Here is a 25,595-nt window from a genome sequence, read left to right on the forward strand (position 1 = left end):
GATCACGTCCCACGTGGTCACGCCCCGACAAGGTGCCGATGTCCCCGTTCCCGCTACGGAAGAGACCCGACGACCGATCGACGAGAGGCCGGACCAGGCGCCGGAGAACCCTCTTCGGGGCCGGGCTCGCCCTGGCCCTCTCCCTCTCGACGCTCACCTTCTCCGCCACACCCGCGCAGGCGAGTGACGCCTACAACAGCATCACCAGCGCCTCCGCGTCCAACGTCGACTGGATGTCCCGTATCGCGGACGGCACCAGCCTGTCCTGGCTCTCCGTGCCCGGCACCCACGACAGTCTCGCGCTCTGCGGCGAGCGGGACCCGAAGACCGGGAAGTGCGGAGGCATCGCCACCAGCATCACGCAGACGCAGGAGAACCACGGGTTCAGCGCGCAGACGCTGACCACCCAGTTCCGCGCCGGTATCCGGGCCCTCGACATCAGGGTCCGGCTCGACAAGGGCGACGAGGGGCTGAAGTTCACGATCCACCACGGCGCCGCCTACCAGTACGCGAACTTCACCGACGTCCTGAACGCGACCCGCGACTTCCTGCGCGACGAGCCCGACGAGACGGTGCTCCTGCATCTGAAGGCCGAGTGCGACGGCGGCGCCTTCGGCTGCGAGGACGCCGAGGGCTACCGTACGGACGAGTGGCGCAAGAAGGTCTTCGACTCCTACCTCGACGGCCGCTCCTACACCGGCGACGGCGACGAGAGCACCAAGTCCACCGCCTGGCGTGACCTGTTCTGGGCTCCCTCGGTGACCGGAAAGAGCCAGGCCGGCCAGGTCCCCTCGCTCGGTGAGGTGCGCGGCAAGGTGGTCCTGATGGGCTACCGGGCCACGAAGGGCGGCATCTACGACGGGTTCGGGATCAAGCAGCCGTACCCGGCCGGCGGTTCCAACGAGGAGTACGTGCAGGACGCGTACGAGGTCGACACCATCAGCGACATCGCCGGCAAGTGGGAGAAGGTCCGGGCCCACCTGCGGAAGACCAACGGCACCTGGGACTCCTCACGGCCCGGTGAGAAGGAGTACCCGTACAAGCCGGGCGCGCTGTACATCAACTACACCAGCGGTACAGGCGGGGGCGCCCACCCCTACACCGTGGCGGGCGGCACGCCCACGGCGACCGGGGTCAACTCCTTCCTGCGGCAGTGCCTCCAGGGCGAGAACGACCGGTGCCCGGAGTTCCACGCGGACCGCGGCGACAAGTTCGGCGGCCGGTCCGGCCTGGACCGGATGGGCGTCGTGATGATGGACTTCCCCGGCGGGAAGCTCATCGACGACATCATCGGCCGCAACGAGACCGGCGGCTCCACCCGCAAGGTGATGGTCGTCGGCGACTCCATGTCCCAGGGCCACGAAGGGGACTACACCTGGCGTTACCGGCTCTGGCAGTGGTTCCGCGACCAGCGGATCGCCGTCGACTTCGTGGGCCCGTACAGCGGTACGAAGCCCCAGGACACCCCGTCCGCCCCGCAGCCGCCGCGTCTCCAGGGCGAGCCGGAACCGGCGGCGGGTCCGCCCCGCACCTCCGGCGCGTATGCCAAGGACGCGCAGGACTTCGACAGCGACCACTTCGCGGTCTGGGGACGGCAGGCGGCCCAGGACAAGTCCCTGATCAAGGAGCAGGTCGCGAAGTACCAGCCGGACCTGCTGCTGGTGGGCCTCGGCTTCAACGACATGGGCTGGTTCGTCAGCGACGCCGGCGGCACCCTCGACAGCATGAAGAAGCTGGTGGACGAGGCCCGCGCCGCCAAGCCGAACATCAAGTTCGCCGTGGCCAACGTCCCGCAGCGGGCGAAGATCGGCGGCCGTGACGACCTGATCACCAAGACGACCGCGTACAACAAGGCGCTGGCCGAGGCCATCCCCGGCTGGCACTCGTCCTCCTCGCCGGTCAAGCTCGTCGACTGGGCCGGTGCCTACGACTGCGCTCCGGCCTCCTGCCCCGCCGCCTACGACGGCCTGCACCCGAACGCCGTCGGCGAGTACCAGATCGCCGGTGCCTTCGGGTCCACCCTGCACAAGGAGTTCGGCATCGGCTCCGCCGCCCCGAGCGTCCCGACCACCGGCCCGGCCCGCCCGTCCGGCACCCCGGGCAACGTGAAGGCCACCTCGGCGGACAGCGGGATCGTGGTCACCTGGGACCAGGTCTTCGGGGCGTACGGGTACGAGGTCCGCTCCCGCCTGGCCGGGCTGCCCGACTGGAGCACCGCGCGCTCCATCGGCAACCGGTTCGACACCACCTGGGTGGCCGACGGCCAGAAATGGGAGTACCAGGTCCGTACGGACAACGGAGCGACCAGCTCCGCCTGGTCGTCCACCGTCAGCGCCACGGCCCGGCCCAAGACGGCGGCCGGACCGGTCGGCATCGTCACCCGCCCCACGGCGACCGGCATCGACTTCGCCTGGGGCGCGCCGACCGGCCCGTACACCGACTCCATCGACCGCTACGGCGTGATCGCGTACGACCAGGACACCCCGGGCGCGTTCGTCCAGACGGTGGGCACCCGGAACAAGGCCCTCCACTTCGACGGGCTGAAGCCGGGCCACCGCTACACCCTGGCCGTGCAGACCTGGAACCGGGCGGGCGGCGGACTGCCCGCCCTCGGCCGGCCCGTCGTCGTCGGCGCGGGGACACCGCCCGCTCCGACGGGCCTGAAGGTCGTCTCGACCGATGCGACGACCGTCCAGCTCAGCTGGAAGGGCTCAGCGCAGGCGGCCGGCTACCGGGTGTGGATCCGCAACATCAACAACGGCAGCCAGTCGGCGGCCGACGAGTCGGTCATCTCGGAGACGAACCACGGGATCGCGTTCCTGGTCCCCGGGACGTGGAACTACGAGTTCTGCATGACGGCGGTCAACGGCGCGCTGGAGTCGGGCAAGTCGAACTGCGTGGTGGCGCCGAGGCCGGCCGGCAGCTGAGGCAGCGTACGCCCTTGTACGGTGCCGGGTGCCCCGGGACCCTTCGTTCCGGGGCACCCGGCTCACCGCACGTCCGGGCCGATGCCCGCCGTCGTCCGGCTCGTCGAGTCGTACGTACGGGCCTCGGCCCACCGTCCCGCTACCGCCGCCGCCCCCGGCGGAAGCCACCGGCCGTCGGGGCCGGGCCAGACGGCACCGCGCCCCCGGCCGAGCGTGATGTGCGGGACCCATCGGCCAGGAGCGAGCAGCGGATGGGACCGGCCGTCGCCGTCGGCCTCGCGCAGGATCCGCCACACCTGCTCGTGCAGCGTGAGCAGAGCCGCGTCCGGCCGGACCGCCCAGGCCAGCACGTTGCTCCGGCCGGAGAACCGCAGCAGCCCGGTCAGGTGGAACGGCAGCGGCAGTACGTCGAGCGCCTCCGCCAGTGCGGTACGGGTGGCGGGCGGCACGACCTCCGCCGTGGCGAGCGTGAGGTGCGGCCGGTTGGTCGGGTGGCGGTGGCCGGCCTGGCTGGGCAGGCCCTCGTCGGCGATGGACCGCCACACGCGCCGTACGACCCGCTCGGTCGCCTCGTCCGGCAGGAGCTCGATGCTGTGCACCAGCGCAGCGTACGACCGTGGTGCCGCGCTTGCCCTCCGTACGGCCTCAGACCTCCTGCGGGTGACCGCCGTCGCCCTCGATCACCAGCCGGTCGGTGCCGGGCTCCTCCGCCCCCTCGACCACCGTCACGTCGATCGTGCCGTCGCCGGTGGTGTCGAACTGGTAGAGATCCGCGACGCCGTCACCGGTGGTGTCCGTCATCCACACGTCGGGCTTGCCGTCGCCGTTGGTGTCCGCGCTGAGGAGGACATGGTGCTCGTCCCCCTGGGTCACCGGCGCTTCTTCGGTGGTTCCGTTGGTCTCCATGGCGGCCGGTTGCCCCCGGGAGACTGTTCGAAACCGCGGCAACCGCCAGGACAGGATGAGGACATGCTCGACTACGACGAAGAGGCCCGGCACTACGACGCGTCCCGAGGCGGTGAACCGAGAGCCCGCGCGGCCGCCGACGCGGTGGAGCGGCTCCTGCCGGGCGGTTCGGGCGTGGTCCTGGACATCGCGTGCGGCACGGGCATCGTGACCGAGCGGCTGCGGCGGCCGGGGCGGACGGTGGTGGGCGTCGACCGTTCGCCCGGGATGCTGGGCCTGGCCGGGCGGCGGATGCCGGGAGGTGTCGTACGGGGCGACGCCACCGGGCTGCCCTTCGCGGCGGCCTCGGTGGACGCTGTCGTGATCGTCTGGCTGCTCCATCTGCTGCCGGACCCCGAACCGGTGCTGGCCGAGGCGGCCCGGGTGCTGCGGCCCGGCGGCGTGCTGATCACCACCGTCGACAAGAACGACGCGTACTTCACGGAGGACAGCGACATCGGCCGGATCACGGCGGAGCTGCGGCACCGGTACGCACCTCGCGTGTCCGACCGCTCGGCCCGGGTGTTCGCAGCGGCGGCGGACCTGGGGCTGGAGCCCACGGGCCGTACGGAGTTCCCGGGCATCGGCCAGGGCCGCAGCCCGCGCAGCTGGCGCGAGGCGATCGACGCGGGACTCATCTTCTGGTGCGCCGACGCGTCCCCGGACCAGGTGGCCGACGTACGGCGACGGCTCGCCGCACTGCCGGACCAGGACGTGGCCCGTCCGGACCCTCAATACCGCCTCGTCGCCCTGAAGTCCTGAGAGCAGGGCGGCCGGAGAACAAGGCGTGGGAGACTCGATCATGCCTGTGACCAATCCGTGGCTGGCCGGCCCGTCGCCGAGGAAGCGTCTCGATCGTGAGCGCCTGGAAGAACGCATACGCAACCTGCTGTCGACGCAGAACATGTGCGTGATCGCGACGGCAGGCCCGGAAGGTCCCCTCGCGACGCCCGTGCGGTACTTCTCCCTCGACTTCGCGGTGATGTTCAGTACGGCTCCGGGCTCCCCGAAGATGAGGAACCTCGCCGCCGATCCACGCGTATCGGTGGGGATCTTCGCCCCGCTGGTCGGACAGGCCAGCAGCCGGGGGGCCCAGCTCTTCGGGCAGGCTCGCGTGCTGTGCGAAGACGACCCCGACTTCGCCCACTACTGGCCGGCCTTCCGCTGGCAGTCCGACCACGTCGAACGGTCGCGTTCGCTCGACGAACCCCCGTCCGGCCCTCTCGTCGTGATCGAGGCCGAGCGGATCGTCTATACGGAGCACTGGCTACGGCGCGAGGGCTTCGCACCGCGCCAGTTCTGGACCAAGTAGGCCCGGCAGCACGGAAGTAGCACGTCAGAAGACGGACAGGCCGGTGAGCGTGGTGAAGCGGTCGAGGGCCGACACACCCGCCACCGAGTTGCCGCGCTTGTCGAGCCCCGGGCTCCACACACACAGGGTGCAGACGCCGGGCACGATGGCGATGATCCCGCCGCCGACGCCGCTCTTGCCCGGCAGCCCCACCCGGTAGGCGAACTCCCCGGCCGCGTCGTACGTCCCGCAGGTGAGCATCACCGCGTTGACCTGCTTCGCCTGGCTGCGGGTCAGCAGCGCCGCCCCGTCGGCCCGGACACCGCCCCGGGCCAGGAACCCGGCGGCGAGGGCCAGGTCCGCGCACGAGGCCTCGATGGAGCACTGCCGGAAGTAGGCGGCGAGCAGGACCGGGACCGGGAGCGTGATGTTGCCGTACGAGGCCATGAAGTGGGCCAGCGCGGCGTTACGGTCCCCGAAGGCCGCCTCGGAGGCGGCGACCTGCGGGACGAAGTCGATGGCCGCGTTGCCGCTCTCCGCCCGCAACAGGTCCCGCACCTGACCGGCGGCGTCCCCGGTCAGAGCCTGCAACCGGTCGGTCACGACCAGCGCGCCGGCGTTGATGAACGGATTACGCGGAATCCCGTTCTCGTACTCCAGCTGCACCAGCGAGTTGAACGGGTTGCCCGACGGCTCGCGCCCCACGCCCTGCCAGAGCTGCCCGCCGTCCAGGGAGAGCGCCAGGGCCAGGGCGAACACCTTCGAGATCGACTGCGTCGAGAACGGCTGCCGCCAGTCACCGACCCCGTAGACGGTCCCGTCCGGCTCCGCGACTGCCATGCCGAACCGCCGGGGATCGGCGTCGGCGAGCATCGGTATGTAGTCGGCGGGCGTGCCGTGGTCGTCGAGTGTGCTCATCTCCTCGGCGATCCGGCTGATCACCGAGGAGAACCGGTGCGAGCCGGAGCGCGGGCGCGGAGCCGGAGTGCCGATCCGAGGAGCGGCGGAGGTGTGGGGCACGGCGTTTCCTGACGGGGGCGGTTCGGCGTTCGGCGTACGGAGGTGGATCGAGGTCGCCCCCAGTCTGCCAGCTGCGCTGGAGCGCGCCGAAGCTGGTTGCGGCGGCCAACGAGCGGGGGCGAGGCGCGAACGTACGGACCCTGGTACGTCCTGGCGCCCGCGTGCGTGGGGACCGGCCTCACCCCTACAGCGGCCGCCACCCCGGCTCCGCAACCGACCGGATCCGCCCGAGGGCTACCGCGAGGCCCTCACCGCCCACCGCGCCGGCTCAGCCTGCGTACCACTCTCAGAAACCACCCCGGCTCTCTGCATTTTGAGAGAACTTGGCGCGCGTCCACGGTGTCGGGGTGGTCCTCACCGAGGAGCCGCTCACTGTCGGCCACCACCCGCTCCAACAGCTCGATCGCCTCCTCGGACCGCCCCGCCTGCTTGTACGAGACGGCGAGATTGGCCCGGGCCCTCACGGTGTCGGGGTGGTCCTCACCGAGCAGCCGCTCCCGGTCGGCCACCACCCGCTCCTCGATCACGATCGCCTCCCCGGCCCGCCCCGCCTGCCCGTACGAGGCGGCGAGATTGGCGCGGGCCAGCACGGTCTCGGGGTGGTCCTCGCCCAGCAGCCGCTCCCGGTCGGCCACCACCGGCTCCAACAACTCGATCGCCTCCCCAGTCCGCCCCGCCTGCCCGTACGAGACGGCAAGATTGGCCCGGGCCCTCACGGTGGAGGGGTGGTCCTCACCGAGCAGCCGCTCACTGTCGGCCACCACCCGCTCCTCGATCACCACCGCCTCCCCGGTCCGCCCGGCCTGCCAGTACGAGGAGGCGAGGTTGGCACGAGCAGTCACGGTATCGGGGTGGTCCTCACCGAGGCGTTGCCGGCTGGCGGTGGCCATGGCTTGCCAGTAGGTGATGGTCGGGGCGGCCAGGCCGGTGTCACGGAGGCTGATGCCGGCCCGGAACAGGACCGGATGCCCGTCCGGGTCCCAGAGGATGTCGGGGGCATGGTCGGCGAGTGCGTCGGTGTTGGCACGCAGGACAGCGGCGAGGTCCGGACGTACCTGGTCCACCTGCGGCCACACCTCCCGCAGCGCGTCGGCCGCCGCTCTGGCTGCCCGGGCGAACTCGTCGGCGGTGAGCGACTCCCGTACCGCCCGCCCCGTCAGAGCGTGCATGCGCACAGCCCGCGGTTCCGCACGCTGGTCATAGGTGATCAGCGCATACCGGTCAAGAAGACGAAGCACGGCTTGTGTGTCGTGGCTGGTGTCCGGGTGAGTGTTGAGGGTGGGGGCGGTCCACAGGCTGGCGGGATGGCCGTCCGGGTCGAGGAGTGCGATGAGGTGGAGGACGGAGCGGGCGAGAGGGCCGTGGGAGTCGCGGTCGGTGGCTTCAAGGGCGAGGAGAAGGGTGGCAGTGATCTCCCGGCCGTAGCCCTCGGTGTCCGCCCAGTGCGGCAGGAGTTCGTCCAGATGTGCGGCGCGCTGGGTGAACTGGCTGAGGTAGGCGGTGCAGGTGGTCTTCTCGCGGATCATGTAGGCGGCGGCGTGGCTCAGGGCGAGGGGAAGGTGGCCGAGCGCCTGGGCGAGGGCAAGGGCCTGATCGTCGAGGAGGTGGGCGGTGCGGTCGTGGGCGAGTCGCAGGGTGAGGTAGGCGACGGCCTCCTCAGGGGTGTAGACATCGACGTCGATACGGGTGCGGTTCCCACCGGTCAGGCGGGGGTCTTTGAGGCGGGTGGTGGCCAGGACCCAGCCGGTGGAGCGGTGGCTGTCGGGCCACCAGGGTTCGATGGTGTCGAGGTCGGTGATGTCGTCGAGGACGACTAGCCAGCGGCGGTGGGTGGTAGCGAGGTAGTTCAGGAAGACTTGTGCGTCGGCTTGCGGGTCCGTCCCGGTGAGGCCGGGGGCTCGGACACGGTGGGCGGCTTTCGCGTAGGTCGTGAGGATCTGCTGGGCGTCGGTGGCAGGCACCCACAGCACCAGATCCGTGCCGTCGGTGAGAGCTGTGCGGACGTAGTCGGCGGCAAGCTGGGTTTTGCCGACCCCGCCACCGCCGGTCATCACCTGCACCGGCAGCGGCGCGGTCGGCCGGGGCGAGGGGTCATCACGGTTTCGCGTGGTCGTGCTGTCGCTCGTCAGGACGACCGCGTGGCCGTGGTCACGGGCGTCGTTGACCTGCCGGCGCACGGTGCTGCGTGGCTGAAAAGCCGTCGCCAGTACCGGAATGGTGCCCACTACCACCGGCCAGGACATGGCTTTGTCCGGGCGGGTAGGGGTGTGGAAGATGTTGACGGTGCTGTGCGGTCCGACAGCGCTGCTCTCGACGTTTCCGCCGACCCCGATGCCGCCGTTGCCTGCGGACACCGAGGACGGGTCAGCCCTCTGATGGGGAAGGGGGCCGGTCGCGGTCGGGGTGTTCCGGCGCCGTCTGCCCGGCCAGGTCACCGCTCGCTACCCTCGCCCAGGGCGCTGTCGGTGACGTCGCCGCCGGTGGCGATACTGCCGCGCCTTGAGCTCACGTCGTCGTTCCTGGCGGGCGGGGTGGCCGTAGGCGGTGGGGACGTGGACGGGCCGGTCCTTCTGGCGTTCTTACCCACGGCGGATCCGGTGACGTTGCCGCCCACGGCGATGCTTCCTTGGTCGGCAGAGACCCGACGGCCGCCGCCACCGGGGCCGCCGCTACCGGTGCGGACCAGTGCGATGACCGAGACCAGGAGCGCGGCGAGAGCGACGACTGCCCCGGCCACGGTCGCGGCCTGCCCCGCGGTGTCGAGATCCCCCAGCAAGGCCAGGAGTACCAGGCCGACCGACATCAGGCTCGTAATCACCGCGGTCACCCATACCCACACCCGAGCTGCCCCCGTCACCGCCATCAGCCACCCTCCTTATCGCGTCGGGCCGTTCGGACCTCTGGATCCGGGGCGGCCCGCGCTCCGATGCCCCGTCAGTTCTGGTGCGACCGTAGCGGCCTGACGACGGCAAGTTCATAGGAACCGGCCAGAAAGACCCCCTCCAACCATCCTTGCGGGCCGCCGGTTCGGACTGCGGCGATCAGGTGGAACGGCCAAGCGAAGAACGCTACGTTCAAAGGCATCCGTCCGGACCCAGACGCCGCGCGCCAGTCCTCGGTGCGGCGGACCGTAGCCAGGCCATCCAGGGGGCACCAGACGGTGGATATCTGCACGCACGTCACCACGACAAGCCCGATGCGGAGCGGGACCGGAACACCCGCCCGCGCGTGCGGAGACGACCAGTGAGCGCCCCGGGCTGGCCCTGGAGCCGCCCTCCGCACCCCGCTCCCGACCAGAACACCACGGCCGCCGCCGGCCGACCCCCGCACGCTCCTGTCTCCGAGGACAGCCGTGCCCACGCCCCCCTGCACCCGAATGTTTCCGCAGCCAGCGACAGCATCGCCATCGGCGGGAACACCGACGGAAGCGCCGTCGGCACAGGAAACACCGTCTACAACATCCGCGAAGAACACACTCACCACACGACGAGCCCGAGCGGCGAGGTGCTCTGGCCGGTAGAAGTCGGCCCCGTACCGGCACTGGCCACGGCCTTCCAGCCCCGCAGCGCACTGCGCCGACACATCGATGCCGCCCGCGCCCGCACCACGACCGTGGTCCTCACCCAGGTCCTCTCCGGCGGGGGTGGTGTCGGCAAAACACAGCTGGCCGCCGCATGCGCGGCCGACGCCCTCACCGATACCGTCGACCTGGTGGTCTGGGTGACCGCGACCGAGCAGCAGCAGGTCATCACCCAGTACGCGCAGGCCGCAGCCCGCATCCATCTGCCAGGCGCCACCGGCAAGGACCCGCAATCCGACGCCCGCGCCCTGCTCGACTGGCTCGCCACCACCGACCGCCGCTGGTTGGTCGTCCTCGACGACATCACCGACCCTGTAGCGATCACCCCCTGGTGGCCCACCAGCCGCACCGGCACCGGCCATGTCTTGGCCACCACCCGCCTCAAGGATGCCCGTCTGACCGGTGGGAACCGCACCCGTATCGACGTCGATGTCTACACCCCTGAGGAGGCCGCCGACTATCTGACCCTGCGACTCGCCCACGACCACACCGCCCACCTCCTCGACGATCAGGCTCCTGCCCTCGCCCAGGCCCTCGGCCATCTTCCCCTCGCACTGAGCCACGCCGCCGCGTACATGGTCAACGAAGACCTCACGTGCACCCAGTACCACGCCCACTTCCGCCGGACCCGACTCGAACTCGCACTGCCCGACACGGCGGACGCCGAGGGCTACGGCCGGAAGATCACTGCCACCCTTCTCCTCGCCCTCGAAGCCACCGACCGAGACTCCCGCGGCCCCCTCGCCCGCTCCGTCCTCCACCTCACCGCATTCCTCGACCCCGCAGGCCACCCGCGTGCCTTTTGGACCGCTTCTGCTGCCCTCACCCACGTCACTCCGCACCCAGTCACCTCCCAGGCGCAGGCCACACCCGACCAGATCCACACCGTGCTTCGTCTACTTGACCGGTATGCGCTGATCACCTATGACCAGCGTGCGGAACCGCGGGCTGTGCGCGTGCACGCTCTGACGGCGCGGGCGGTACGGGAGTCACTCACCGCCGATGAGCTCGCCCGGGCAGCCGGGGCGGCGGCCGACGCGCTGCTGGAGGTGTGGCCGGAGGTGGACCAGGTACATCCGGACCTCGCGGCCGTCCTGCGTGCCAACACCGACGCACTTGCCGACCACGCCCCCGACATCCTCTGGGACCCGGACGGGCATCCGGTCCTGTTCCGGGCCGGCACCAGCCTCCGTGACACCGGCCTGGCCGCCCCGGCCATCACCTACTGGCAAGCGATGGCCGCCACCAGCCGGCAACGCCTCGGTGAGGACCACCCCGACACCGTGACGGCCCGGGCCAACCTCGCCACCTCGTACTGGCAGGCCGGGAGGACCCGGGAGGCGATCGCGATTGAGGAGCGGGTGGTGACCGACCGGGAGCAGCTGCTCGGTGAGGACCACCCCGACACCGTGACGGCCCGGGCCAACCTCTCCGTCTCGTACTGGCAGGCCGGGAGGACCCGGGAGGCGATCGCGATTGAGGAGCGGGTGGTGACCGACCGGGAGCAGCTGCTCGGTGAGGACCACTCCTTCACCGTGACGGCCCGGGCCAATCTCGCCGCCTCGTACTGGCAGGCGGGGCGGACTGGGGAGGCGATCGAGCTGTTGGAGCGGGTGGTGGCCGACCTGGAGCGGCTGCTGGGTGAGGACCACCCCGACACCGTGACGGCCCGGGCCAACCTCTCCGTCTCGTACTGGCAGGCCGGGAGGACCCGGGAGGCGATCGCGATCAAGGAGCAGGTGGTGGCCGACCTGGAGCAGCTGCTCGGTGAGGACCACCCCGACACCGTGAGGGCCCGGGCCAACCTCGCCGCCTCGTACTGGCAGGCGAGGCGGACCGGGGAGGCGATCGAGCTGTTGGAGCGGGTGGTGGCCGACCGGGAGCGGCTCCTGGGCGAGGACCACCCCGACACCGTGAGGGCCTGGGCCAACCTCGCCGCCTCCTACCAGCAGGCGGGGCGGACCCGGGAGGCGATCGCGATCAAGGAGCAGGTGGTAACCGACAGCGAGCAGCTGCTCGGTGAGGACCACCCCTCCACCGTGACGGCCCGAGCCAACCTCGCCGCCTCGTACTGGCAGGCAGGGCGGACCGGGGAGGCGATGGAACTGTTGGAGCGAGTGGTGTCCGACAGTGAGCGGCTCCTGGGCGAGGACCACCCCGACACCGTGAACGCGCGCCGGGTTCTCTCACAGTGGAGGACCCCGGGCAGCTCGAATATCCGTTAGTTCCAGGCCCTCCGCACGCGCTTGTTTCGCACCCTCGCTCCGAGGGCGGGGCAAGTGGAGGTTCGTCGTCTCGCCGCCGGAGACGACCGTGTTCCTCAGGGAGAAGGTCACCGAACGGTTCCGTGGGGAGAAGACCAGGAGGGTTTGAGTACACGTACTCATGAGCGCGGTTCCGGCCGGGCCCGAGAGTGGGGGCCCGCACCGAACCTGAGGAGCAGGCCATGAGTGCCCACCCCGCCCCGGCCCCGACGCCGGCCATGAGTCTGTCGTCCCGGCGTCGTCTGCCGGCCCTCCTCGCCGTCGGGGTGAGCGCGGCGCTCGTCGCGTCGTGGTTCGGGGCGGCCGATCCGACGACCTGGCTGCTGGAGACGGTGTGGGTGATGGTGGGGCTGCCGCTGGCGATCCTGCTGCGTCACCGTTTCCCGCTGAGCGGCCTGCTGTGCGGGCTGCTGGCGGCGCACGCCCTGGTCCTCATCGTGGGTGGCCACTACACCTATGCGGAGGTGCCCGCCGGGGACTGGGTGCGGGACTGGCTCGGCTGGGACCGCAACCCTTACGACCGCTTCGGCCACCTCGTGCAGGGCTTCGTCCCGGCCGTCCTGGTACGCGAACTCCTCCTCCGCACCTCCCCGTTGCGCGGCAGCCGCTGGCTCGCCCCGCTCACCGTCTGCGCCTGCCTGGCCTTCAGCGCCGTCTTCGAGATGCTCGAATGGCTCGCGGCCGTCACCGGGGGCCAGGCCGCCGACGCCTTCCTGGGCACGCAAGGAGACGTCTGGGACACCCAGTGGGACATGTTCTGCGCCCTCATCGGCGCCGTCTGCGCCCTGCTGCTCCTCAGCCGCGTCCACGACCGGTCCCTCATCCGTCTGGGCCGGGAGACACCGGCCGCCTCTTCGTCGGACGCTCGCTCCTGAGGGTTGTCCCGAAACCGTTCGCAGGCGCGGGAGAGCGCGGGAGGAGGCGCGGCAGCAGGCGCGGGAAAAGGACCTGCGAGCGCCCCGGACGGCCTGCTGGGATGCATCATCATGAAGCCCATGCACCTCCTGTCCGTCAACGAAGCCGACCTTCCGCTCGCGATGGAGCAGAATCTCGCCGAGCACGCCTGCCACCTGCACCGAACCATGAAGGGCGCGTCCGTCACCGAGACCGGCGACCTGCTGATCGCCGACAGTGGTCTCGACGACGACACCTTCAACATCGTCGCGGCGGCCCGCTTCTCCCCGGTCACCGCCCCGGCCCGCGCCGCGGAGACGGCCCGGACCCTGGCCGCCACCGGCCGCCCCTTCTCCTGGTGGGTGGGCCCCGCCTCCACGCCCGACCATCTCGCCGAACATCTTCGGGCCGCCGGCCTGGAGGCGTCGGAAACGGAGACGGGCATGGGGAAGGACCTGCGCGACCCCCTCCCCGACGCACACGTGGACGGCCTGGAGATCCGCCCGGTCACCACCCCGGAACAGCTCGCCGACTACGCCACGGTCCTCGCCGCGAACTGGAACCCGCCCGCCGCCACGGTGCGCCGGTTCTTCGCCGACGCCGCCGATGCGGCCCTCACCGCAGACTGCCCCGCCCGCTACCTGGTCGGCTACGTCGACGGCCGTCCCGTCTGCTCGGCCGAGGTCTTCCTGCACGCGGGCGTCGCGGGCATCTACAACATCGCCACCCTCGCCACCGACCGCCGCCGCGGCTACGGCGGCGCCATCACCGCGGCCGCCCTGCGCACCGCCCGGGACGCGGGTTACGAGACCGCGGTGCTCCAGGCATCCGCCGACGGGGAACCTGTCTACCGCCGCCTCGGTTTCACCGCCTGCGGCCACTTCACCGAGTACGCCCTCACCCCCTGACCAGCACAGCGGCCTGGCAGAAACCGGCAGCACTCGATCCTGCCCCGGTTCAACACCGGGTGAAAGGCGGGAAATAGCCCTGCGGTCGAGAAAGGGGTTCCTCCACCGGACACCGTCCGGTGGAGGAACCCCTTTCTCGAAGGCCGGAGAAAGTGCCGCGCGCCTGAAGAGCGGAATACGTCAGGCGTTGATCTTCTTCAGGTCCACCACGTCCTCGGCGGCGGGCTTCTGCGCGTCGACCTTCTTGTTGTAATCGCTCAGCACCGTCTCGCTCGGCACGTCGCCGCCTTCGGACACCGCCTTGAGAACGTAGGGCTCGCCCTCGGTGGCCACGTACATGGTGATCTTCTCGCCGTTCTCCTGCTTCTTCTCCAGGATCAGCGCCGGCGTGCCGTCGACCTCCGTGGTCTTGCCCTTCTTCATTCCCTTGCGCTCGGACTTGTCGCTGTCCAGCATGGCGAGGGCGGCCTGCTTGTCGCACATCCCCTCCGCCCCGGCCTGCGCCGAATCGGAGACCACCCACTTGTCCTGGACCTGCTGGACCACCTTCTCGGTGCCGGGCTTGCCCTTCAGCGTGTTCTGCCAGAACTTCTCGTCGCCCCGCACGTAGACGCTCTGCCCGACCTGGATGACATCGGCCTTGGCCCCCTGTCCGGTCATGGTGCCCGTACAGAGATCCTGGTCGTCCACGCGGAAATCGAGGTTGATCTCGTTGCCGCCGGGCTGCTCCGCCTTTCCGACGATCCGCAGGGATTTCGCGTCACGCGTCGCCTTGACCGCTTCCGCCGCGATGGTGTCCGCGCTCTTTCCCTCGAACGCGTCGTCGGAACTCTCACCGCCGCACCCCACCAGTGCCGTCGCACCCAAAGACACCGAAACCGCAGCCAGGATGACCTTCTTCATCGCTTTCCCTCCCGGAAATAATGGAAGGCCTCCCCGGGCCCTCATGAGCCCGGCTACCCAGCAAAAGCGGAAGATCACTCACCTATTTATCGATTTCCCCGGCGCCGCAGGAAAGCGGCGGAATTCGGCCAGCATGGCCGATGCAAGGGGGGGCGGGCGAGGGCGGGGGCTGCTCAGCCGGTACGCGTACGGACTCCTCGCCTCACGGCTTTCCTACGGCGTCGAACGTCCCGGCCTGCACGCCCGCGACGAACGCCGAGAACGCGGCGGTACGGACGTCGACCACCGGGCCGTCCACGCTCTTGGAGTCACGCACCGGGATGACGCCGCGCGCGGCGGCCAGGTTGACGGCCACCTCGATGCAGTTGCCGCCGTTCGAGCTGTACGAGGACGTGAACCACTGCGGGTGCTCGGTCATCGCGAAGTGCCCTTTCGTCGTGGGAAGTTCCACCATGCATGAGCCCTAAGAGCGACGCCAGAGGGCCCCTCGCGCACCCCGCCTCCGAACAGCAGGACCGCCCCACCGTGCCGAGCATGGTGGGGCGGTCCTGGACCGGCAGCGGTCAGGCGGCGTCGAACGTTCCGGCCTGCACGCCCGCGACGAACGCGGAGAACGCGGCGGTACGGACGTCGACCACCGGGCCGTCCACGCACTTGGAGTCACGAACCGGGACGATGCCCTGCGAGGCGACGAAGTTGGCGGCCACCTCGATGCAGGCACCGCCGTTCGAGCTGTACGAGGACTTGAACCAGCGGGGGGATTCGGTCTTCACGGAGTGCCCTTTCGCAACTTGCTGATCTTGGCCACAGACGCCGCCTTCGACAGCGCCTCACCCTGGAGTTGATGGTAGGTCGTGAACATCGGTGCCACCACCGAGGTTTCGCGCTCGACATAGCCCTGCGCCTGCGATTCGGCGTACGCGACGATGGACCGGTCGGCCATGGTCAGCAGGTAGACCGGCAGGTCGCATGCCCGGCGCTCGCCGAGGCTGAACGGCGCCACCTGGATGATCCAGTTGGGCCGCGCGGCCATCTCCTCCAGCCGTCGGAGCTGAGCGTTCATGACCTCCGGACCACCAACAGTCTGATGGAGGCAGCTCTCGTCCATGACGACGAACACCATCGGCGGCTGCGACCGCACCAGGGCCGCCTGCCGCTCCTCCAGGAACGCGACGCGTTCGTCGGCCTGTTCGTAGGTGATGGACCCGCGTTCCACATCCCCGTAGGCGACGGCCCGCGCGTAGTCCGGTGTCTGTAACAGCCCGGGAATGAGGCCGACCTCGAACAACCTGATCTCCACTGCCCGCCCCTCGTACCCCACGTACTCCGGGAAGCCTTCCAGCAGCGAGCCGTTCCGCATCTCGGCGAACTCGCGCTCGAACGAGTCAGCCGCGCCTGTCGTACCAAATGCCTGATCAGAGTTCCGCGCAAAGCGCAGAGTTGGCGGTTTGCGAACAGTTTCCACCGCCGAGATGTGCTGGCTGGAGTACCCGATCTTCGGAGCCAGCACGTCCTGGCTCCACCCCCGCTCCACCCGGTACCTGCGGATACGGGCACCGAAGGCAGCCCGCGGACTGCTCGCGGGATTCAGTTCTTTGATGTTGACCACGCCGCGCTCCCTACCCTTCCTTCAACTTCAGCCAGTTGAAGGGATTTTCACGGTAGGCCACTCTGAATCGCCCCGGTAGCCGTTCAGCTACAGAGTGGAGCTATAGGTGTACGGCGTGAACGCTCGTCCGAATTCCGAAGAACCACCTCCTGACCTCCCCGCCCTCGGAGCCCCCCTCGTCGACACCAGCCGAGGCAATCGCGTGGGCGAGTTCCGCGGGGTCGCCGGCGACTACTGGTCGCTGCGGCCCATCGGCGGCGGGCGCGAGTGGGAGGTCGAGCCCCGGCACGTACGGCCCGCGCTTCCCATAGAGCAGCTCCGCGCCCGCACCGCCCGCGCCAACGCCCGTAGCCGGGGTGAGGTCCTGTGAACAGCCCCCTCACCCGGGGCCCGGCCGCCGGCGACCACGGGCGGGCCGCGTGATGCGCGCGCGTTACGCCGCCGAGGTCACCGTCATCGTCGGGCAGCGGTTCGCCTCGCTCGGCGGGGTCACCGTACGCAACCGGCGCCTCGTCCTCCTGTGGCTGCGGCGACAAGCCCTCCGGCTCGCCAACGCGCACGGGAGCGCCGTACGGGACGCGTTACCCGCCGACGTACGGCCCGTTCGCTTCCACGGCACCGACGCACCCGAGAGCCTGCGGTTCTGGGCCACCGACGCGTACCGCCAGGACGACGCGATACGGACCCTCGAAGCGGGCTTCCCGCTCCACTTCACCGTCGCCGACCCCGCCGTCGGGCTGCACCTCACCCTCGCCGGATGGCACACCGCCCCGGCCGGACCGCTGTAGCCCCCTCCGCAGAAGAGGTCTCCGTGCTGCAATGCACCGCCCTCACCCGGCTCCCCCTCAGCGAGGTGCTCACCGCCCTCGTCACCATGCCCCACGGGCCCGACACCCCGCCGGACGACTTCACGCTCGACCACTACGTGCTGTGCGAGCTCGGCGACCACGACGCCGTCACCGACCACGCCGCGCTCCTGTCGCCTGCCGAAGACCCCGACCGGCCCGCCCTCTGGTTCTTCTGGAGCGGCCCCGAGACCGACCGCACCCACCGGATCACCACCGCGCCCTGGTGCCCGGCCGCCCTCCGGCACCTGCGCACCGACGCCGTCCTGCACTGCTCCCTCCCCACCGGCCATCCCACCGGCCACTCCTGGGACATCACCGATCCCCTCGCGGACCTCATCGCCGGGGCGGCCGGTACCGATACCGATGACGACGCATCCGACGACCCACGAAAGCGCCACCGGCCATGAAGCAGTGCACCGCCGTCGCCCTCCTCCCGCCCCCGGACCACCTCGTCGCCCTCGCGCCGCCCGGACAACGGCCCGAGTCCGGCCATGTCCTCTGCGAACTCGGCGGCGACCATGACGACCGGCACGCCGCCCTGCTCTGGGACGAAGGCGGACGACCCGGAAGCGGCGTCTGGGTCCGCTGGAAGGGCTCCGGGCTCGCCGCCCTCGCCCCTCTCCCCTGGTGTTCCGCGCTCAACCCCCGTAACGACGCCTGTGAGTTGTTCGCCGCGCACCCCTCCGCCCACAGCTGGCTCGTCACGGACCCCACCGACGACGCCGTCACCCGGCTCCTCGTGGACCATCACCCGGATCTGTTCTGACGCTGGTCAGCAGGCGCGCTGTGGCCTCCGGGCTTTCGAGCATCATGTCGTGGCCGGTCGGGAGCGAGTGGACGTCCCAGCCGTGGGCTCGTGCCCGGTCCTCGGACCGTTCGAGGCTGGGCAGCGGCGGCCGGGTGTGGCGTACGTAGGACGCGGGCAGGGCCGCGAGCGGTGCCGGGTCGAAGTCGACGGCGTCCGTCTGGCAGCGCAACGGGAAAGCGGTGAGGCGGGGCGCCACCCAGGCCGCCAACTCCTCCTCCGTGATGCCCCATTGGGCGAGAAAGGAGGCGTCGGCGGGCAGAAACCAGCCCTCCCCGCCCGCTGCTGCCAGTGCACGGTACCGCTGGGCCGTCTCGGGCGGCTCGACGTTTAGCAGGCACTCGCCTGGCCGGACGAGGAACGCGCCGAGGAAGGTGACCGAGGCGAGGCGACCGGCCGCCCGCTCGGCGACCGGGCCCGCCAGGACACCGGCGTAGCTGTGCAGGACCAGGTGCACCTCGCTGAGGTCCTCGTAATGCAGGAGACCGGCCACATCCTCCACGTGCGTGGCGACGCCGATGTCCGGGCCGAGCAGGTGAGCGTGCTCCCCTTGCCCGGTCAGGCTCGGCGTGAAGACCTGATGGCCGGCCCGGGAGAGCAGGTCGCGGACGGAGCGCCAGCACCAGCCACCGTGCATGGCTCCGTGCACCAGCACATAGGTCCCCATGACAGACCGCCTCGTTTCGCCTCGATCGCGCCCCCCATCCGCACCTTAGAGCGCCGATCACCACGCGGACGGGACCACAGGACCGCTCGGGGCGGGTCAGATCAGGTCATCGCCTGTGCTCCTACGACCGACAGCAGCCGCAGCCGGTCATAGCTCTCGCTGCCCGGCGGCGCCGTGTAGACGAGCAGGCTGTGCGACTGGTCCGGGTCCAGCAGCCGTTGGCAGTTCAGTTCCAGGACGCCCACCTCGGGGTGGATGAAGCGCTTGACCTCGTGCGGGCGGATGCCGACCTCGTGCCGGTCCCAGAGGCGGCGGAACTCCTCGCTCTGGTCGAGCAGCAGCTCGGCGCAGTGGGCCGCGCGGGAGCCGGCGCCCCGCAGGGTGGCCAGCTCGCGCAGGCCGGAGGCGAACATCCGGGAGAGGAAGTCGTGGTCGTCCGCCACGTACAGCGAGCGGGTGGCGGGGTCGGTGAACCAGCGGTAGCCGATGGAGCGGTCGAAGCCCGCGTAGCGGGTCGTGTCCCCGGTGAGGGCGACGCCCAGCGGGCTCTGCCGCAGGGTCTCCCCCAGTTCGGTGACGATCTCGGCGGGGGTGTCGTCCAGCCGGTCGAGGATGCGGAGGAGGCCGGGGTTGATGTGCTCACCGGTCGTTCCCCGGACGGGCGGGGTGTGGCCGGAGAGGCGGAACAGGTGGTCGCGCTCCTCCAGGGAGAGATGGAGGCCCTGCGCGATCGAGGCGATCATCTGCTCCGACGGCTGCGGTCCGCGTTCGCGTTCCAGCCGGGCGTAGTAGTCGGTCGACATGTGGCAGAGCACGGCGACCTCCTCGCGGCGCAGCCCGCCGGTCCTGCGGCGCTGTCCGCGCGGGAGTCCGACGTCCTCGGGTTGCAGCAGCTCCCGGCGGTGCCGGAGGAAGGCCGCCAGGCCTGCGCGGTCGATCTCCACTGTTCTCCTCCGGTCCGTGTCTTCGTCTTCCCGGTCGTCCGCCCCCGCCCCCGGTCGTCCGCCCCCACCTCCTTTGTAGCGTCCGGCGGCCGTCGCAACCACGGATCGTCGATCCCCCCATACGGCCGGGCGCGTCCCCGGAGTCCGGCCTCACCCGGAACGTAACGTCGCCTCGCCGGTCGAACGGCGGGCCGCCGATCAGCGGATCGGCAGGCCCTGGATAGGCCGCGGCGACGGCGTCACCGTCGAAGCGACCCGGCCTCACGGACCCCACGAGGAGTGACCCGCATGCCCCGCACGAACCCCGCCCTCACCCTCCCCGACCTCTCCGGCAGGCGTGCCGTCGTCACCGGCGGCAGCGACGGCATCGGGCTCGGTATCGCGGCCCGCCTCGCCGCCGCCGGTGCCGAGGTCGTCCTGCCCGTCCGCAACCAGGGCAAGGGCGAGAAGGCGCTCGACGCGATCCGGCGGCAGGCTCCCGGCGCCCGGGTGTCGCTGCGCTCACTCGACCTGTCCTCGCTGGACTCGGTCGCCGCGCTCGGCGACTCCCTGGCCGGCGAGGGCCGGCCCATCCACCTGCTGGTCAACAACGCGGGCGTGATGACCCCGCCCGACCGGCAGACGACCGCCGACGGGTTCGAGACGCAGTTCGGCACCAACCACCTCGGCCACTTCGCCCTCGTCGGCCGCCTGCTGCCCCTCCTGCGGGCCGGGCAGGCCCGGGTGACCTCGCAGATCAGCGTCTCCGCCAACCAGAACGCGATCAACTGGGACGACCTGAACTGGGAGCGCTCGTACAACGGCATGAAGGCCTACAGCCAGTCGAAGATCGCCTTCGGGCTGTTCGGCCTGGAACTCGACCGCCGCAGCCGGGCCGAGGGCTGGGGCATCACCAGCAACCTGTCCCACCCGGGCATCGCGCCCACCAGCCTGCTCGCCGCCCGGCCGGAGATGGGCCGGGCCAAGGACACCCTGGGCGTGCGGCTGATCCGGTTCCTGTCGGCCCGGGGCATCCTGGTCGGCACGGTGGAGAGCGCCCAACTGCCCGCCCTGTACGCCGCGACCGCGCCCGACTCGCGGGGCGGCGCTCTCTACGGGCCCAAGGGGCCCGGCCACATGGGCGGTGCGCCGGCCGAGCAGAAGCTCTACTCCCGGCTCACCGGCGCCGACGAGGCCCGTCGGGTCTGGGAGGTCTCGGAGGAGCTGACCGGGGTGCGGTTCAGGGACCTGGCGGGCCGGTAGGGGCTCGGTCGGCTCGGCTACGCGGCGGCCGGTAGGGGCCCGGTCGGCTCGGCTACGCGGCGGCCCTCGGCTACGCGGCGGCCGGTGGGGCCGCGAGCCGGAAGCCCACGCCGATCGCCGCGAGATCCTCCTCGTACGCGCCGTGGCGCCGGGCGCACCGGGCCAGGTCCCGGTCGTGGCGGAAGGCGCCGCCCCGGGTGATGTGCCGGTCGAAGGCCCAGTCCTCGGTGACCGGTACGTCGTCGGGCGCGCCGGGATAGGGGGCGTAGAGCGTGGAGGTCCACTCGTCGGCGTTGCCCGCCATGTCCAGCACGCCGAAGGGGCTCGCGCCGTCCGGGAACGAGCCGACCGGCGTGGTGGTGCCGACGCCGAGGTCCACCAGATTGGCCAGGCCGGTGCGGTACTCGTCGCCCCACGGGAACTCCCGGCCGTCGTCACCCCGCGCGGCCCGCTCCCACTCGTCCTCCGTCGGCAGCCGCACCGCACCTCCGACGCGCTCTCCGAGCCACCGGCAGTACGCCGTCGCGTCCTCCCAGGCGATCCCGATGACCGGATGGTCCGCCGCCGGGCCCCGTGGCGCCGGCCGGCCGGTGTCCGCCGCGAAGAGCGCGTACTGCTCGACGGTGACCGCCGTCCGGGCGATCCGGAAGGCCGGTACGTGAATCTCCGTACGCGGGGCCTCCTTCCGGTACCAGGACTCCGGTACGTGCGTGTCCGCGTAGCGCCGGGCCACGGCCGCCATCTCGTCGGCGGGCGTGCCGCGACGCACCGGCCCGGCCGGGATGTCGATCCAGTCCACCTGATCCACTTCTTCTCCTCCGTCGCACATCGTCGTTCAGGCCGCTGCCGGCTTGACCAGGTCCACGACGCCCTCTTCCCAGGTGCCGGGCAGCACGGCGTACCCCTGCCGCTGGTAGAGCGCGATGTTGCGGTGGCTGGCGGCACCGGTGGACAGGACGATGCGGTCGCCTTCCTCGGCCGTGGACTCGGCCCGGCTCAGCAGCCAGCGGCCCACGCCGAGGCCGCGCAGATCGGGAGCGACGGCGAGCCGTCCGACGTGCAGGTCGGTGCCGGTGCGGCGGGTGCGGACCATGCCGAGCAGCCGGCCGTCCCGCCAGAGGCCCGTGGTGTCCCAGTCGGCCAGCCAGGCGCGTACGTCGGCCGGTGACTCGTGGAGCGCCGGGATGGCCAGCGTGTCGTTGGCGAGGGCCTCCTCCATCCAGCAGCAGCGCTGGAGCACGGTCACCTCGGCGGCGTCGTCCGGGCCGAGCCGACGCGCGTACGAGCCCGGCAGCGGGCCCTCGGCGGAGGCCGCGTGCTCGCGCTCGCGCATCGGGGCCAGAGCGCGGGCCGCTCGTACCAGCTCCGCCAACAGGCCCTGCGCCGCGTCCGCGTGACGCGCTTCGGGCTCCAGGCGGCCGTCCCGCAGCGCGTCCGCGATCCGCAGGGCGACGGTCGCGCCGAGCGGGACCAGCCGCAGCGTGGTCACCACCTGCTTGGCGTGCTGGACCGCGCGGGTGCCGGCCGAGGTGTGGCCGTAACTGACGAAGCCGACCGGCTTCCAGGCCCACTCGGGGCTCAGGTAGTCGAGCGCGTTCTTGAGCGTGGCCGGCATGCCGTAGTTGTACTCCGGCGTCACAAGGACGAAGCCGTCCGCCTCGTCGACGATCCGGCTCCAGCGGCGGGTGTGCTCGTGGTGGTGGACGCCGGTCGACGGGTGCTCCTCCTCGTCCAGGAACGGCAGGTCCAGATCGCCGATGGCCAGCGGTACGAGGTCCGCGCCGAGCAGCTCGGCGTCGGCCGCGAGCGTGTCGGTCAGCCAGCGGCCGACGGCGGGGCCGAGCGCGCCGGGTCGCGTGGAGCAGGTCAGGACGAGGATGCGCAGCCGTTTCGTTGCCATGGAAACGAAATTAGCCGGTAGATTGGTTACATGTCAACGAATGGGGCGGAGCCCCCGGTCAACTGGCTCTCCGCCGACGAGGAGCGCGCCTGGCGCGCGTACCACCGCATGGTCACCGCCGTCCAGGTCGGCACCGCGCAGGACCTGGCCGCAGTCGGTCTCTCCGAGCCGGACTACGAGGTGCTCAGCACGCTGTCCGAGCGCCCGGACGGCACCAGCACGCTGCACGAACAGGCCGCCAAGATGGGCTGGTCACGCAGCCGCCTCTCCCGGCACGCCTCCCGCATGGAGGCGCGCGAACTCCTCCGCCGCGCGCCCGACCCGGCCGACGGACGCGGCTGCCTCCTGGTCCTGACCCCGACCGGCTGGGACACCTTGCGCGACGCCGCTCCCACCCATGTCGCCTCCGTACGCCGCCACTTCGTCGACCGCCTGACCCCGGAGGAGCTCGCGGCCCTCGGCGCGATCGCGCGGAAGCTCATCGACGAGCGGTAGGGCCCCCGGAAAAGTGCGATGGGCCTCCGGAAAAGCGCGATGAGGCCTCCGGGAAAGCGCGGTGGGCCCGGATCGCGGATGATCCGGGCCCACCGTCGTACTTATCTACGTGTCAGCTCTGCGCGGGGCCGTCCTGGTCGGCGGCCGGCTCGGCGGTCGTGGCCGCCTGGGCCTCGGCGCGCTCGCGCATCTTGCGTACCAGCTCCTGCTTCTTGTCCTCGGCGGCCTTGCGGTCGGCGCCTCGCGCGGAACCCGCGCCCTGCTGTTCGGCGCGGGACAGCTTCTTGCGCTGTCCGCCGACGCCGAGGAGGTTGTTGCGGCTCTTGGCCACGGCGTTCTCCCATTCGTGGTGATGAGAAGTGAGTCGGGAAAGGTCGAAGGGGCCGGTCGCGCCGGTCCCCGTGGCGGCGGGGTGGACTCACCCGCCGCACTCTCACTCGTAGATCTGGAAGAACGAAGACATGCCGGAACGGTACCGCGCCCCCGAAGCGACCCGCACCCGGTTTTTCAGGCCGTGGTCGGGTCCACCGTCGCCTGGTGCGCCTCGGTCAGGTGCTCCTGGGCCTTGAGCCACGGCAGGAACTGGGCCGAGCGGCGCCAGCCGCAGGTGGCGCAGGTCAGCTCCCGCGCGATGCCCGACTTCCGCACCCGCACGACGTGTTCACGGCCGTGCTGGTCCCATCTGGTGACCTTGCTGGTGATGATCGACGGCATCGCGTACCTCCCGGGACGGCGGCGGAAGGGCCCCGGTGGACCGTACGACGAAGCCCCCGGTCTCCGTACCCGGAACCGGGGGCCTCACGCGCCCTCAGGGGCGTACAGGAGCCGTCAGCAGCCGATCAGACGGGCGCCGAGGTACGCCTGGATCTGGTCCAGCGAGACGCGCTCCTGCTTCATCGTGTCGCGCTCGCGCACGGTCACCGCGTTGTCGTCCAGGGTGTCGAAGTCGACGGTGACGCAGAACGGGGTGCCGATCTCGTCCTGGCGGCGGTAGCGGCGGCCGATCGCGCCGGCGTCGTCGAACTCGATGTTCCAGTTCTTCCGCAGGTCGGTCGCCAGGCCCTTGGCCTTCGGCGAGAGCTGCGGGTTGCGGGAGAGCGGCAGGACGGCGACCTTGACCGGGGCCAGGCGCGGGTCGAGACGCATCACGGTGCGCTTCTCCATGACGCCCTTGGCGTTCGGCGCCTCGTCCTCGACGTAGGCGTCGAGCAGGAACGCCAGCATCGCGCGGCCGACACCGGCCGCGGGCTCGATGACGTACGGCGTCCAGCGCTCGTTGGCCTCCTGGTCGTAGTACTGGAGGTCGGTGCCCGAGGCCTCGGAGTGCGCCTTGAGGTCGTAGTCCGTGCGGTTGGCGACACCCTCCAGCTCGCCCCACTCGCTGCCACCGAAGCGGAAGCGGTACTCGATGTCCGCGGTGCGCTTGGAGTAGTGGGAGAGCTTCTCCTTCGGGTGCTCGAACCAGCGCATGTTCTCCTCGCGCATGCCGAGGTCCGTGTACCAGTTCCAGCGCTGGTCCATCCAGTACTGCTGCCACTCCTCGTCCTCGCCCGGCTTGACGAAGAATTCCATCTCCATCTGCTCGAACTCACGCGTCCGGAAGATGAAGTTGCCCGGAGTGATCTCGTTCCGGAAGGACTTGCCCATCTGCGCGATACCGAACGGCGGCTTCTTGCGCGAGGTCTGCAGCACCTGGCCGAAGTTGGTGAAGATGCCCTGCGCGGTCTCGGGACGCAGGTAGGCGACCGAGCCGGAGTCCTGGGTCGGGCCGAGGTGCGTGGAGAGCAGGCCCGAGAACTGCTTGGGCTCGGTGAAGGTGCCCTTGTTGCCGCAGTTGGGGCAGTTGAGGTCGGCGAGGCCGTTGACCGGCGGCTTGCCGTGCTTCTCCTCGTACGCCTCCTCCAAGTGGTCGGCGCGGTAGCGCTTGTGACAGGAGGTGCACTCGGTCAGCGGGTCCGAGAAGGTGGCGACGTGGCCCGAGGCGACCCAGACGTCCGGCGCCAGGATGACCGACGAGTCGAGACCGACCACGTCCTCGCGCGCGGTGACCATGTAGCGCCACCACTGACGCTTCAGGTTCTCCTTCATCTCGACGCCCAGCGGCCCGTAGTCCCAGGCGGCGCGCTGACCACCGTAGATCTCACTGCAGGGGTAGACGAAGCCACGGCGCTTGCTCAGGCTGACGATGGTGTCGATCTTGTCGGCGGCCACGGTGCTCTCTTCATACGACGATGACGAACGGCGAATGCTTCAGATTACCGGCGGGCGCACCCCCTGGATCAAATCGGTGGGCGCTCGGACGATCTTCGCCCCGTCACCAGGTGACCTTCCGGGCATCTCATCCGCCTTGTTG

At 70.8% G+C, this 25,595-nt stretch carries 28 protein-coding genes; 12 read left to right on the plus strand and 16 right to left on the minus strand.

Going from position 1 to position 25,595, the window contains the following annotated elements; genetic code table 11:
- Positions 1 to 38 precede the first annotated feature (38 nt).
- Positions 39 to 2,927 carry a phosphatidylinositol-specific phospholipase C domain-containing protein gene (locus ACQP09_RS09235; protein WP_433397472.1) on the plus strand — a complete coding sequence of 963 codons (2,889 nt, stop codon included), beginning with the start codon at positions 39 to 41 and terminating at the stop codon, positions 2,925 to 2,927.
- Between the two features lie 62 nt (positions 2,928 to 2,989).
- On the opposite strand, the gene ACQP09_RS09240 is transcribed toward ACQP09_RS09235, so the two are convergent.
- Positions 2,990 to 3,526, minus strand: a complete 537-nt coding sequence (locus ACQP09_RS09240; RefSeq protein WP_433397474.1) for a 2'-5' RNA ligase family protein — start codon at positions 3,524 to 3,526, stop codon at positions 2,990 to 2,992.
- 46 nt (positions 3,527 to 3,572) lie between these two features.
- Positions 3,573 to 3,833, minus strand: a complete 261-nt coding sequence (locus ACQP09_RS09245) for a hypothetical protein (protein ID WP_355870213.1) — start codon at positions 3,831 to 3,833, stop codon at positions 3,573 to 3,575.
- 63 nt (positions 3,834 to 3,896) lie between these two features.
- Between ACQP09_RS09245 and ACQP09_RS09250 the strand changes: the two genes are divergently transcribed.
- Together ACQP09_RS09250 and ACQP09_RS09255 are read left to right on the plus strand one after the other, a co-directional pair.
- On the plus strand, positions 3,897 to 4,634 hold the full coding sequence (locus tag ACQP09_RS09250; protein ID WP_433397476.1) for a class I SAM-dependent methyltransferase: 738 nt from the start codon (positions 3,897 to 3,899) through the stop codon (positions 4,632 to 4,634).
- 40 nt (positions 4,635 to 4,674) lie between these two features.
- On the plus strand, positions 4,675 to 5,184 hold the full coding sequence (locus ACQP09_RS09255; protein WP_433397477.1) for a pyridoxamine 5'-phosphate oxidase family protein: 510 nt from the start codon (positions 4,675 to 4,677) through the stop codon (positions 5,182 to 5,184).
- Between the two features lie 24 nt (positions 5,185 to 5,208).
- Here the strand turns inward: ACQP09_RS09255 and ACQP09_RS09260 are convergent, their stop codons facing one another.
- From ACQP09_RS09260 to ACQP09_RS09270, 3 genes are all read right to left on the minus strand, one after another.
- Positions 5,209 to 6,183 carry a glutaminase gene (locus ACQP09_RS09260; protein WP_433397479.1) on the minus strand — a complete coding sequence of 325 codons (975 nt, stop codon included), beginning with the start codon at positions 6,181 to 6,183 and terminating at the stop codon, positions 5,209 to 5,211.
- 248 nt (positions 6,184 to 6,431) lie between these two features.
- Positions 6,432 to 8,537: a tetratricopeptide repeat protein gene (locus ACQP09_RS09265; RefSeq protein WP_433397481.1), complete on the minus strand. Its 2,106-nt coding sequence runs from the start codon at positions 8,535 to 8,537 to the stop codon at positions 6,432 to 6,434.
- A gap of 77 nt (positions 8,538 to 8,614) precedes the next feature.
- Complete coding sequence (locus ACQP09_RS09270; RefSeq protein WP_433397482.1) at positions 8,615 to 9,010, minus strand: hypothetical protein; 396 nt, start codon at positions 9,008 to 9,010, stop codon at positions 8,615 to 8,617.
- A gap of 416 nt (positions 9,011 to 9,426) precedes the next feature.
- Here ACQP09_RS09270 and ACQP09_RS09275 point away from each other — a divergent pair, with 416 nt between their 5' ends.
- The 3 genes from ACQP09_RS09275 to ACQP09_RS09285 all read left to right on the plus strand — a co-directional run bounded on the left by ACQP09_RS09275 (position 9,427) and on the right by ACQP09_RS09285 (position 13,829).
- Positions 9,427 to 11,988: a tetratricopeptide repeat protein gene (locus ACQP09_RS09275; RefSeq protein ID WP_433397484.1), complete on the plus strand. Its 2,562-nt coding sequence runs from the start codon at positions 9,427 to 9,429 to the stop codon at positions 11,986 to 11,988.
- A gap of 221 nt (positions 11,989 to 12,209) precedes the next feature.
- The gene (locus ACQP09_RS09280; protein WP_433397486.1) at positions 12,210 to 12,902 is read left to right on the plus strand and encodes a DUF2238 domain-containing protein; all 693 of its coding nucleotides are present in this window, start codon (positions 12,210 to 12,212) and stop codon (positions 12,900 to 12,902) included.
- A gap of 162 nt (positions 12,903 to 13,064) precedes the next feature.
- Complete coding sequence (locus ACQP09_RS09285; RefSeq protein ID WP_433406529.1) at positions 13,065 to 13,829, plus strand: GNAT family N-acetyltransferase; 765 nt, start codon at positions 13,065 to 13,067, stop codon at positions 13,827 to 13,829.
- 180 nt (positions 13,830 to 14,009) lie between these two features.
- Here the strand turns inward: ACQP09_RS09285 and ACQP09_RS09290 are convergent, their stop codons facing one another.
- The 4 genes from ACQP09_RS09290 to ACQP09_RS09305 all read right to left on the minus strand — a co-directional run bounded on the left by ACQP09_RS09290 (position 14,010) and on the right by ACQP09_RS09305 (position 16,341).
- The gene (locus ACQP09_RS09290) at positions 14,010 to 14,732 is read right to left on the minus strand and encodes a hypothetical protein (protein ID WP_433397488.1); all 723 of its coding nucleotides are present in this window, start codon (positions 14,730 to 14,732) and stop codon (positions 14,010 to 14,012) included.
- Between the two features lie 202 nt (positions 14,733 to 14,934).
- Entirely contained in the window at positions 14,935 to 15,150 is a 216-nt protein-coding gene (locus tag ACQP09_RS09295; protein WP_433406531.1) for a DUF397 domain-containing protein, read from the minus strand.
- Between the two features lie 145 nt (positions 15,151 to 15,295).
- The gene (locus ACQP09_RS09300; RefSeq protein ID WP_433397490.1) at positions 15,296 to 15,505 is read right to left on the minus strand and encodes a DUF397 domain-containing protein; all 210 of its coding nucleotides are present in this window, start codon (positions 15,503 to 15,505) and stop codon (positions 15,296 to 15,298) included.
- Positions 15,502 to 16,341: a helix-turn-helix domain-containing protein gene (locus ACQP09_RS09305; protein ID WP_433397492.1), complete on the minus strand. Its 840-nt coding sequence runs from the start codon at positions 16,339 to 16,341 to the stop codon at positions 15,502 to 15,504. Before ACQP09_RS09305 ends, ACQP09_RS09300 begins: the two co-directional genes overlap by 4 nt.
- 106 nt (positions 16,342 to 16,447) lie before the next feature.
- Between ACQP09_RS09305 and ACQP09_RS09310 the strand changes: the two genes are divergently transcribed.
- Genes ACQP09_RS09310 through ACQP09_RS09325 form a run of 4 tightly spaced genes read left to right on the plus strand, consistent with a single transcriptional unit; the run spans position 16,448 to position 17,955 of the window.
- Positions 16,448 to 16,711 (plus strand): hypothetical protein, encoded by a 264-nt coding sequence (locus ACQP09_RS09310; RefSeq protein WP_433397494.1) that lies wholly within the window; start codon positions 16,448 to 16,450, stop codon positions 16,709 to 16,711.
- Between the two features lie 52 nt (positions 16,712 to 16,763).
- On the plus strand, positions 16,764 to 17,129 hold the full coding sequence (locus ACQP09_RS09315; protein WP_433406532.1) for a hypothetical protein: 366 nt from the start codon (positions 16,764 to 16,766) through the stop codon (positions 17,127 to 17,129).
- Positions 17,099 to 17,596, plus strand: coding sequence for a hypothetical protein (locus ACQP09_RS09320; protein ID WP_433397496.1), 498 nt, complete (start codon positions 17,099 to 17,101; stop codon positions 17,594 to 17,596). Before ACQP09_RS09315 ends, ACQP09_RS09320 begins: the two co-directional genes overlap by 31 nt.
- Positions 17,593 to 17,955, plus strand: coding sequence for a hypothetical protein (locus tag ACQP09_RS09325; RefSeq protein ID WP_433397498.1), 363 nt, complete (start codon positions 17,593 to 17,595; stop codon positions 17,953 to 17,955). Before ACQP09_RS09320 ends, ACQP09_RS09325 begins: the two co-directional genes overlap by 4 nt.
- Here ACQP09_RS09325 and ACQP09_RS09330 read toward each other — a convergent pair.
- Together ACQP09_RS09330 and ACQP09_RS09335 are read right to left on the minus strand one after the other, a co-directional pair.
- Positions 17,915 to 18,661, minus strand: a complete 747-nt coding sequence (locus ACQP09_RS09330) for an alpha/beta fold hydrolase (RefSeq protein ID WP_433397499.1) — start codon at positions 18,659 to 18,661, stop codon at positions 17,915 to 17,917. The genes ACQP09_RS09325 and ACQP09_RS09330 overlap by 41 nt on opposite strands.
- Before the next feature lie 101 nt (positions 18,662 to 18,762).
- Positions 18,763 to 19,605, minus strand: coding sequence for a helix-turn-helix transcriptional regulator (locus ACQP09_RS09335; RefSeq protein ID WP_433397501.1), 843 nt, complete (start codon positions 19,603 to 19,605; stop codon positions 18,763 to 18,765).
- Between the two features lie 288 nt (positions 19,606 to 19,893).
- Between ACQP09_RS09335 and ACQP09_RS09340 the strand changes: the two genes are divergently transcribed.
- Positions 19,894 to 20,847 carry an SDR family oxidoreductase gene (locus ACQP09_RS09340; RefSeq protein ID WP_433397503.1) on the plus strand — a complete coding sequence of 318 codons (954 nt, stop codon included), beginning with the start codon at positions 19,894 to 19,896 and terminating at the stop codon, positions 20,845 to 20,847.
- Positions 20,848 to 20,917: 70 nt separating this feature from the next.
- Here the strand turns inward: ACQP09_RS09340 and ACQP09_RS09345 are convergent, their stop codons facing one another.
- Together ACQP09_RS09345 and ACQP09_RS09350 are read right to left on the minus strand one after the other, a co-directional pair.
- Positions 20,918 to 21,676 (minus strand): formylglycine-generating enzyme family protein, encoded by a 759-nt coding sequence (locus ACQP09_RS09345; RefSeq protein ID WP_433397505.1) that lies wholly within the window; start codon positions 21,674 to 21,676, stop codon positions 20,918 to 20,920.
- A 6-nt stretch (positions 21,677 to 21,682) separates the two neighbouring features.
- Complete coding sequence (locus ACQP09_RS09350) at positions 21,683 to 22,747, minus strand: GNAT family N-acetyltransferase (RefSeq protein WP_433397506.1); 1,065 nt, start codon at positions 22,745 to 22,747, stop codon at positions 21,683 to 21,685.
- 30 nt (positions 22,748 to 22,777) lie between these two features.
- Between ACQP09_RS09350 and ACQP09_RS09355 the strand changes: the two genes are divergently transcribed.
- Complete coding sequence (locus tag ACQP09_RS09355) at positions 22,778 to 23,242, plus strand: MarR family winged helix-turn-helix transcriptional regulator (protein WP_433397508.1); 465 nt, start codon at positions 22,778 to 22,780, stop codon at positions 23,240 to 23,242.
- Positions 23,243 to 23,354: 112 nt separating this feature from the next.
- Here the strand turns inward: ACQP09_RS09355 and ACQP09_RS09360 are convergent, their stop codons facing one another.
- The 3 genes from ACQP09_RS09360 to ACQP09_RS09370 form a co-directional block, all read right to left on the minus strand.
- Positions 23,355 to 23,573 carry a DUF6243 family protein gene (locus tag ACQP09_RS09360; protein ID WP_433397510.1) on the minus strand — a complete coding sequence of 73 codons (219 nt, stop codon included), beginning with the start codon at positions 23,571 to 23,573 and terminating at the stop codon, positions 23,355 to 23,357.
- Between the two features lie 176 nt (positions 23,574 to 23,749).
- Positions 23,750 to 23,956, minus strand: coding sequence for a hypothetical protein (locus ACQP09_RS09365; RefSeq protein ID WP_433397512.1), 207 nt, complete (start codon positions 23,954 to 23,956; stop codon positions 23,750 to 23,752).
- Positions 23,957 to 24,070: 114 nt separating this feature from the next.
- Positions 24,071 to 25,453: a glycine--tRNA ligase gene (locus tag ACQP09_RS09370; protein ID WP_366422001.1), complete on the minus strand. Its 1,383-nt coding sequence runs from the start codon at positions 25,451 to 25,453 to the stop codon at positions 24,071 to 24,073.
- Positions 25,454 to 25,595: the final 142 nt, after the last annotated feature.

The sequence above is a fragment of the Streptomyces sp. CA-146814 genome, from assembly GCF_050942385.1.
Taxonomy (GTDB): Bacteria; Actinomycetota; Actinomycetes; order Streptomycetales; family Streptomycetaceae; genus Streptomyces.

Bases quoted from the DNA above. Each gene is read 5' to 3' on its own strand.
- ACQP09_RS09255 (WP_433397477.1), top strand. From the start codon at position 4,675: ATGCCTGTGACCAATCCGTGGCTGGCCGGCCCGTCGCCGAGGAAGCGT.
- ACQP09_RS09355 (WP_433397508.1), top strand. From the start codon at position 22,778: ATGTCAACGAATGGGGCGGAGCCCCCGGTCAACTGGCTCTCCGCCGAC.
- ACQP09_RS09280 (WP_433397486.1), top strand. From the start codon at position 12,210: ATGAGTGCCCACCCCGCCCCGGCCCCGACGCCGGCCATGAGTCTGTCG.
- ACQP09_RS09340 (WP_433397503.1), top strand. From the start codon at position 19,894: ATGCCCCGCACGAACCCCGCCCTCACCCTCCCCGACCTCTCCGGCAGG.
- ACQP09_RS09250 (WP_433397476.1), top strand. From the start codon at position 3,897: ATGCTCGACTACGACGAAGAGGCCCGGCACTACGACGCGTCCCGAGGC.
- ACQP09_RS09315 (WP_433406532.1), top strand. From the start codon at position 16,764: ATGCGCGCGCGTTACGCCGCCGAGGTCACCGTCATCGTCGGGCAGCGG.
- ACQP09_RS09245 (WP_355870213.1), bottom strand. From the start codon at position 3,833: ATGGAGACCAACGGAACCACCGAAGAAGCGCCGGTGACCCAGGGGGAC.
- ACQP09_RS09295 (WP_433406531.1), bottom strand. From the start codon at position 15,150: ATGACCGAGCACCCGCAGTGGTTCACGTCCTCGTACAGCTCGAACGGC.
- ACQP09_RS09325 (WP_433397498.1), top strand. From the start codon at position 17,593: ATGAAGCAGTGCACCGCCGTCGCCCTCCTCCCGCCCCCGGACCACCTC.
- ACQP09_RS09365 (WP_433397512.1), bottom strand. From the start codon at position 23,956: ATGCCGTCGATCATCACCAGCAAGGTCACCAGATGGGACCAGCACGGC.
- ACQP09_RS09285 (WP_433406529.1), top strand. From the start codon at position 13,065: ATGGAGCAGAATCTCGCCGAGCACGCCTGCCACCTGCACCGAACCATG.
- ACQP09_RS09350 (WP_433397506.1), bottom strand. From the start codon at position 22,747: ATGGCAACGAAACGGCTGCGCATCCTCGTCCTGACCTGCTCCACGCGA.
- ACQP09_RS09345 (WP_433397505.1), bottom strand. From the start codon at position 21,676: ATGTGCGACGGAGGAGAAGAAGTGGATCAGGTGGACTGGATCGACATC.
- ACQP09_RS09330 (WP_433397499.1), bottom strand. From the start codon at position 18,661: ATGGGGACCTATGTGCTGGTGCACGGAGCCATGCACGGTGGCTGGTGC.
- ACQP09_RS09235 (WP_433397472.1), top strand. From the start codon at position 39: ATGTCCCCGTTCCCGCTACGGAAGAGACCCGACGACCGATCGACGAGA.
- ACQP09_RS09290 (WP_433397488.1), bottom strand. From the start codon at position 14,732: ATGAAGAAGGTCATCCTGGCTGCGGTTTCGGTGTCTTTGGGTGCGACG.
- ACQP09_RS09320 (WP_433397496.1), top strand. From the start codon at position 17,099: ATGGCACACCGCCCCGGCCGGACCGCTGTAGCCCCCTCCGCAGAAGAG.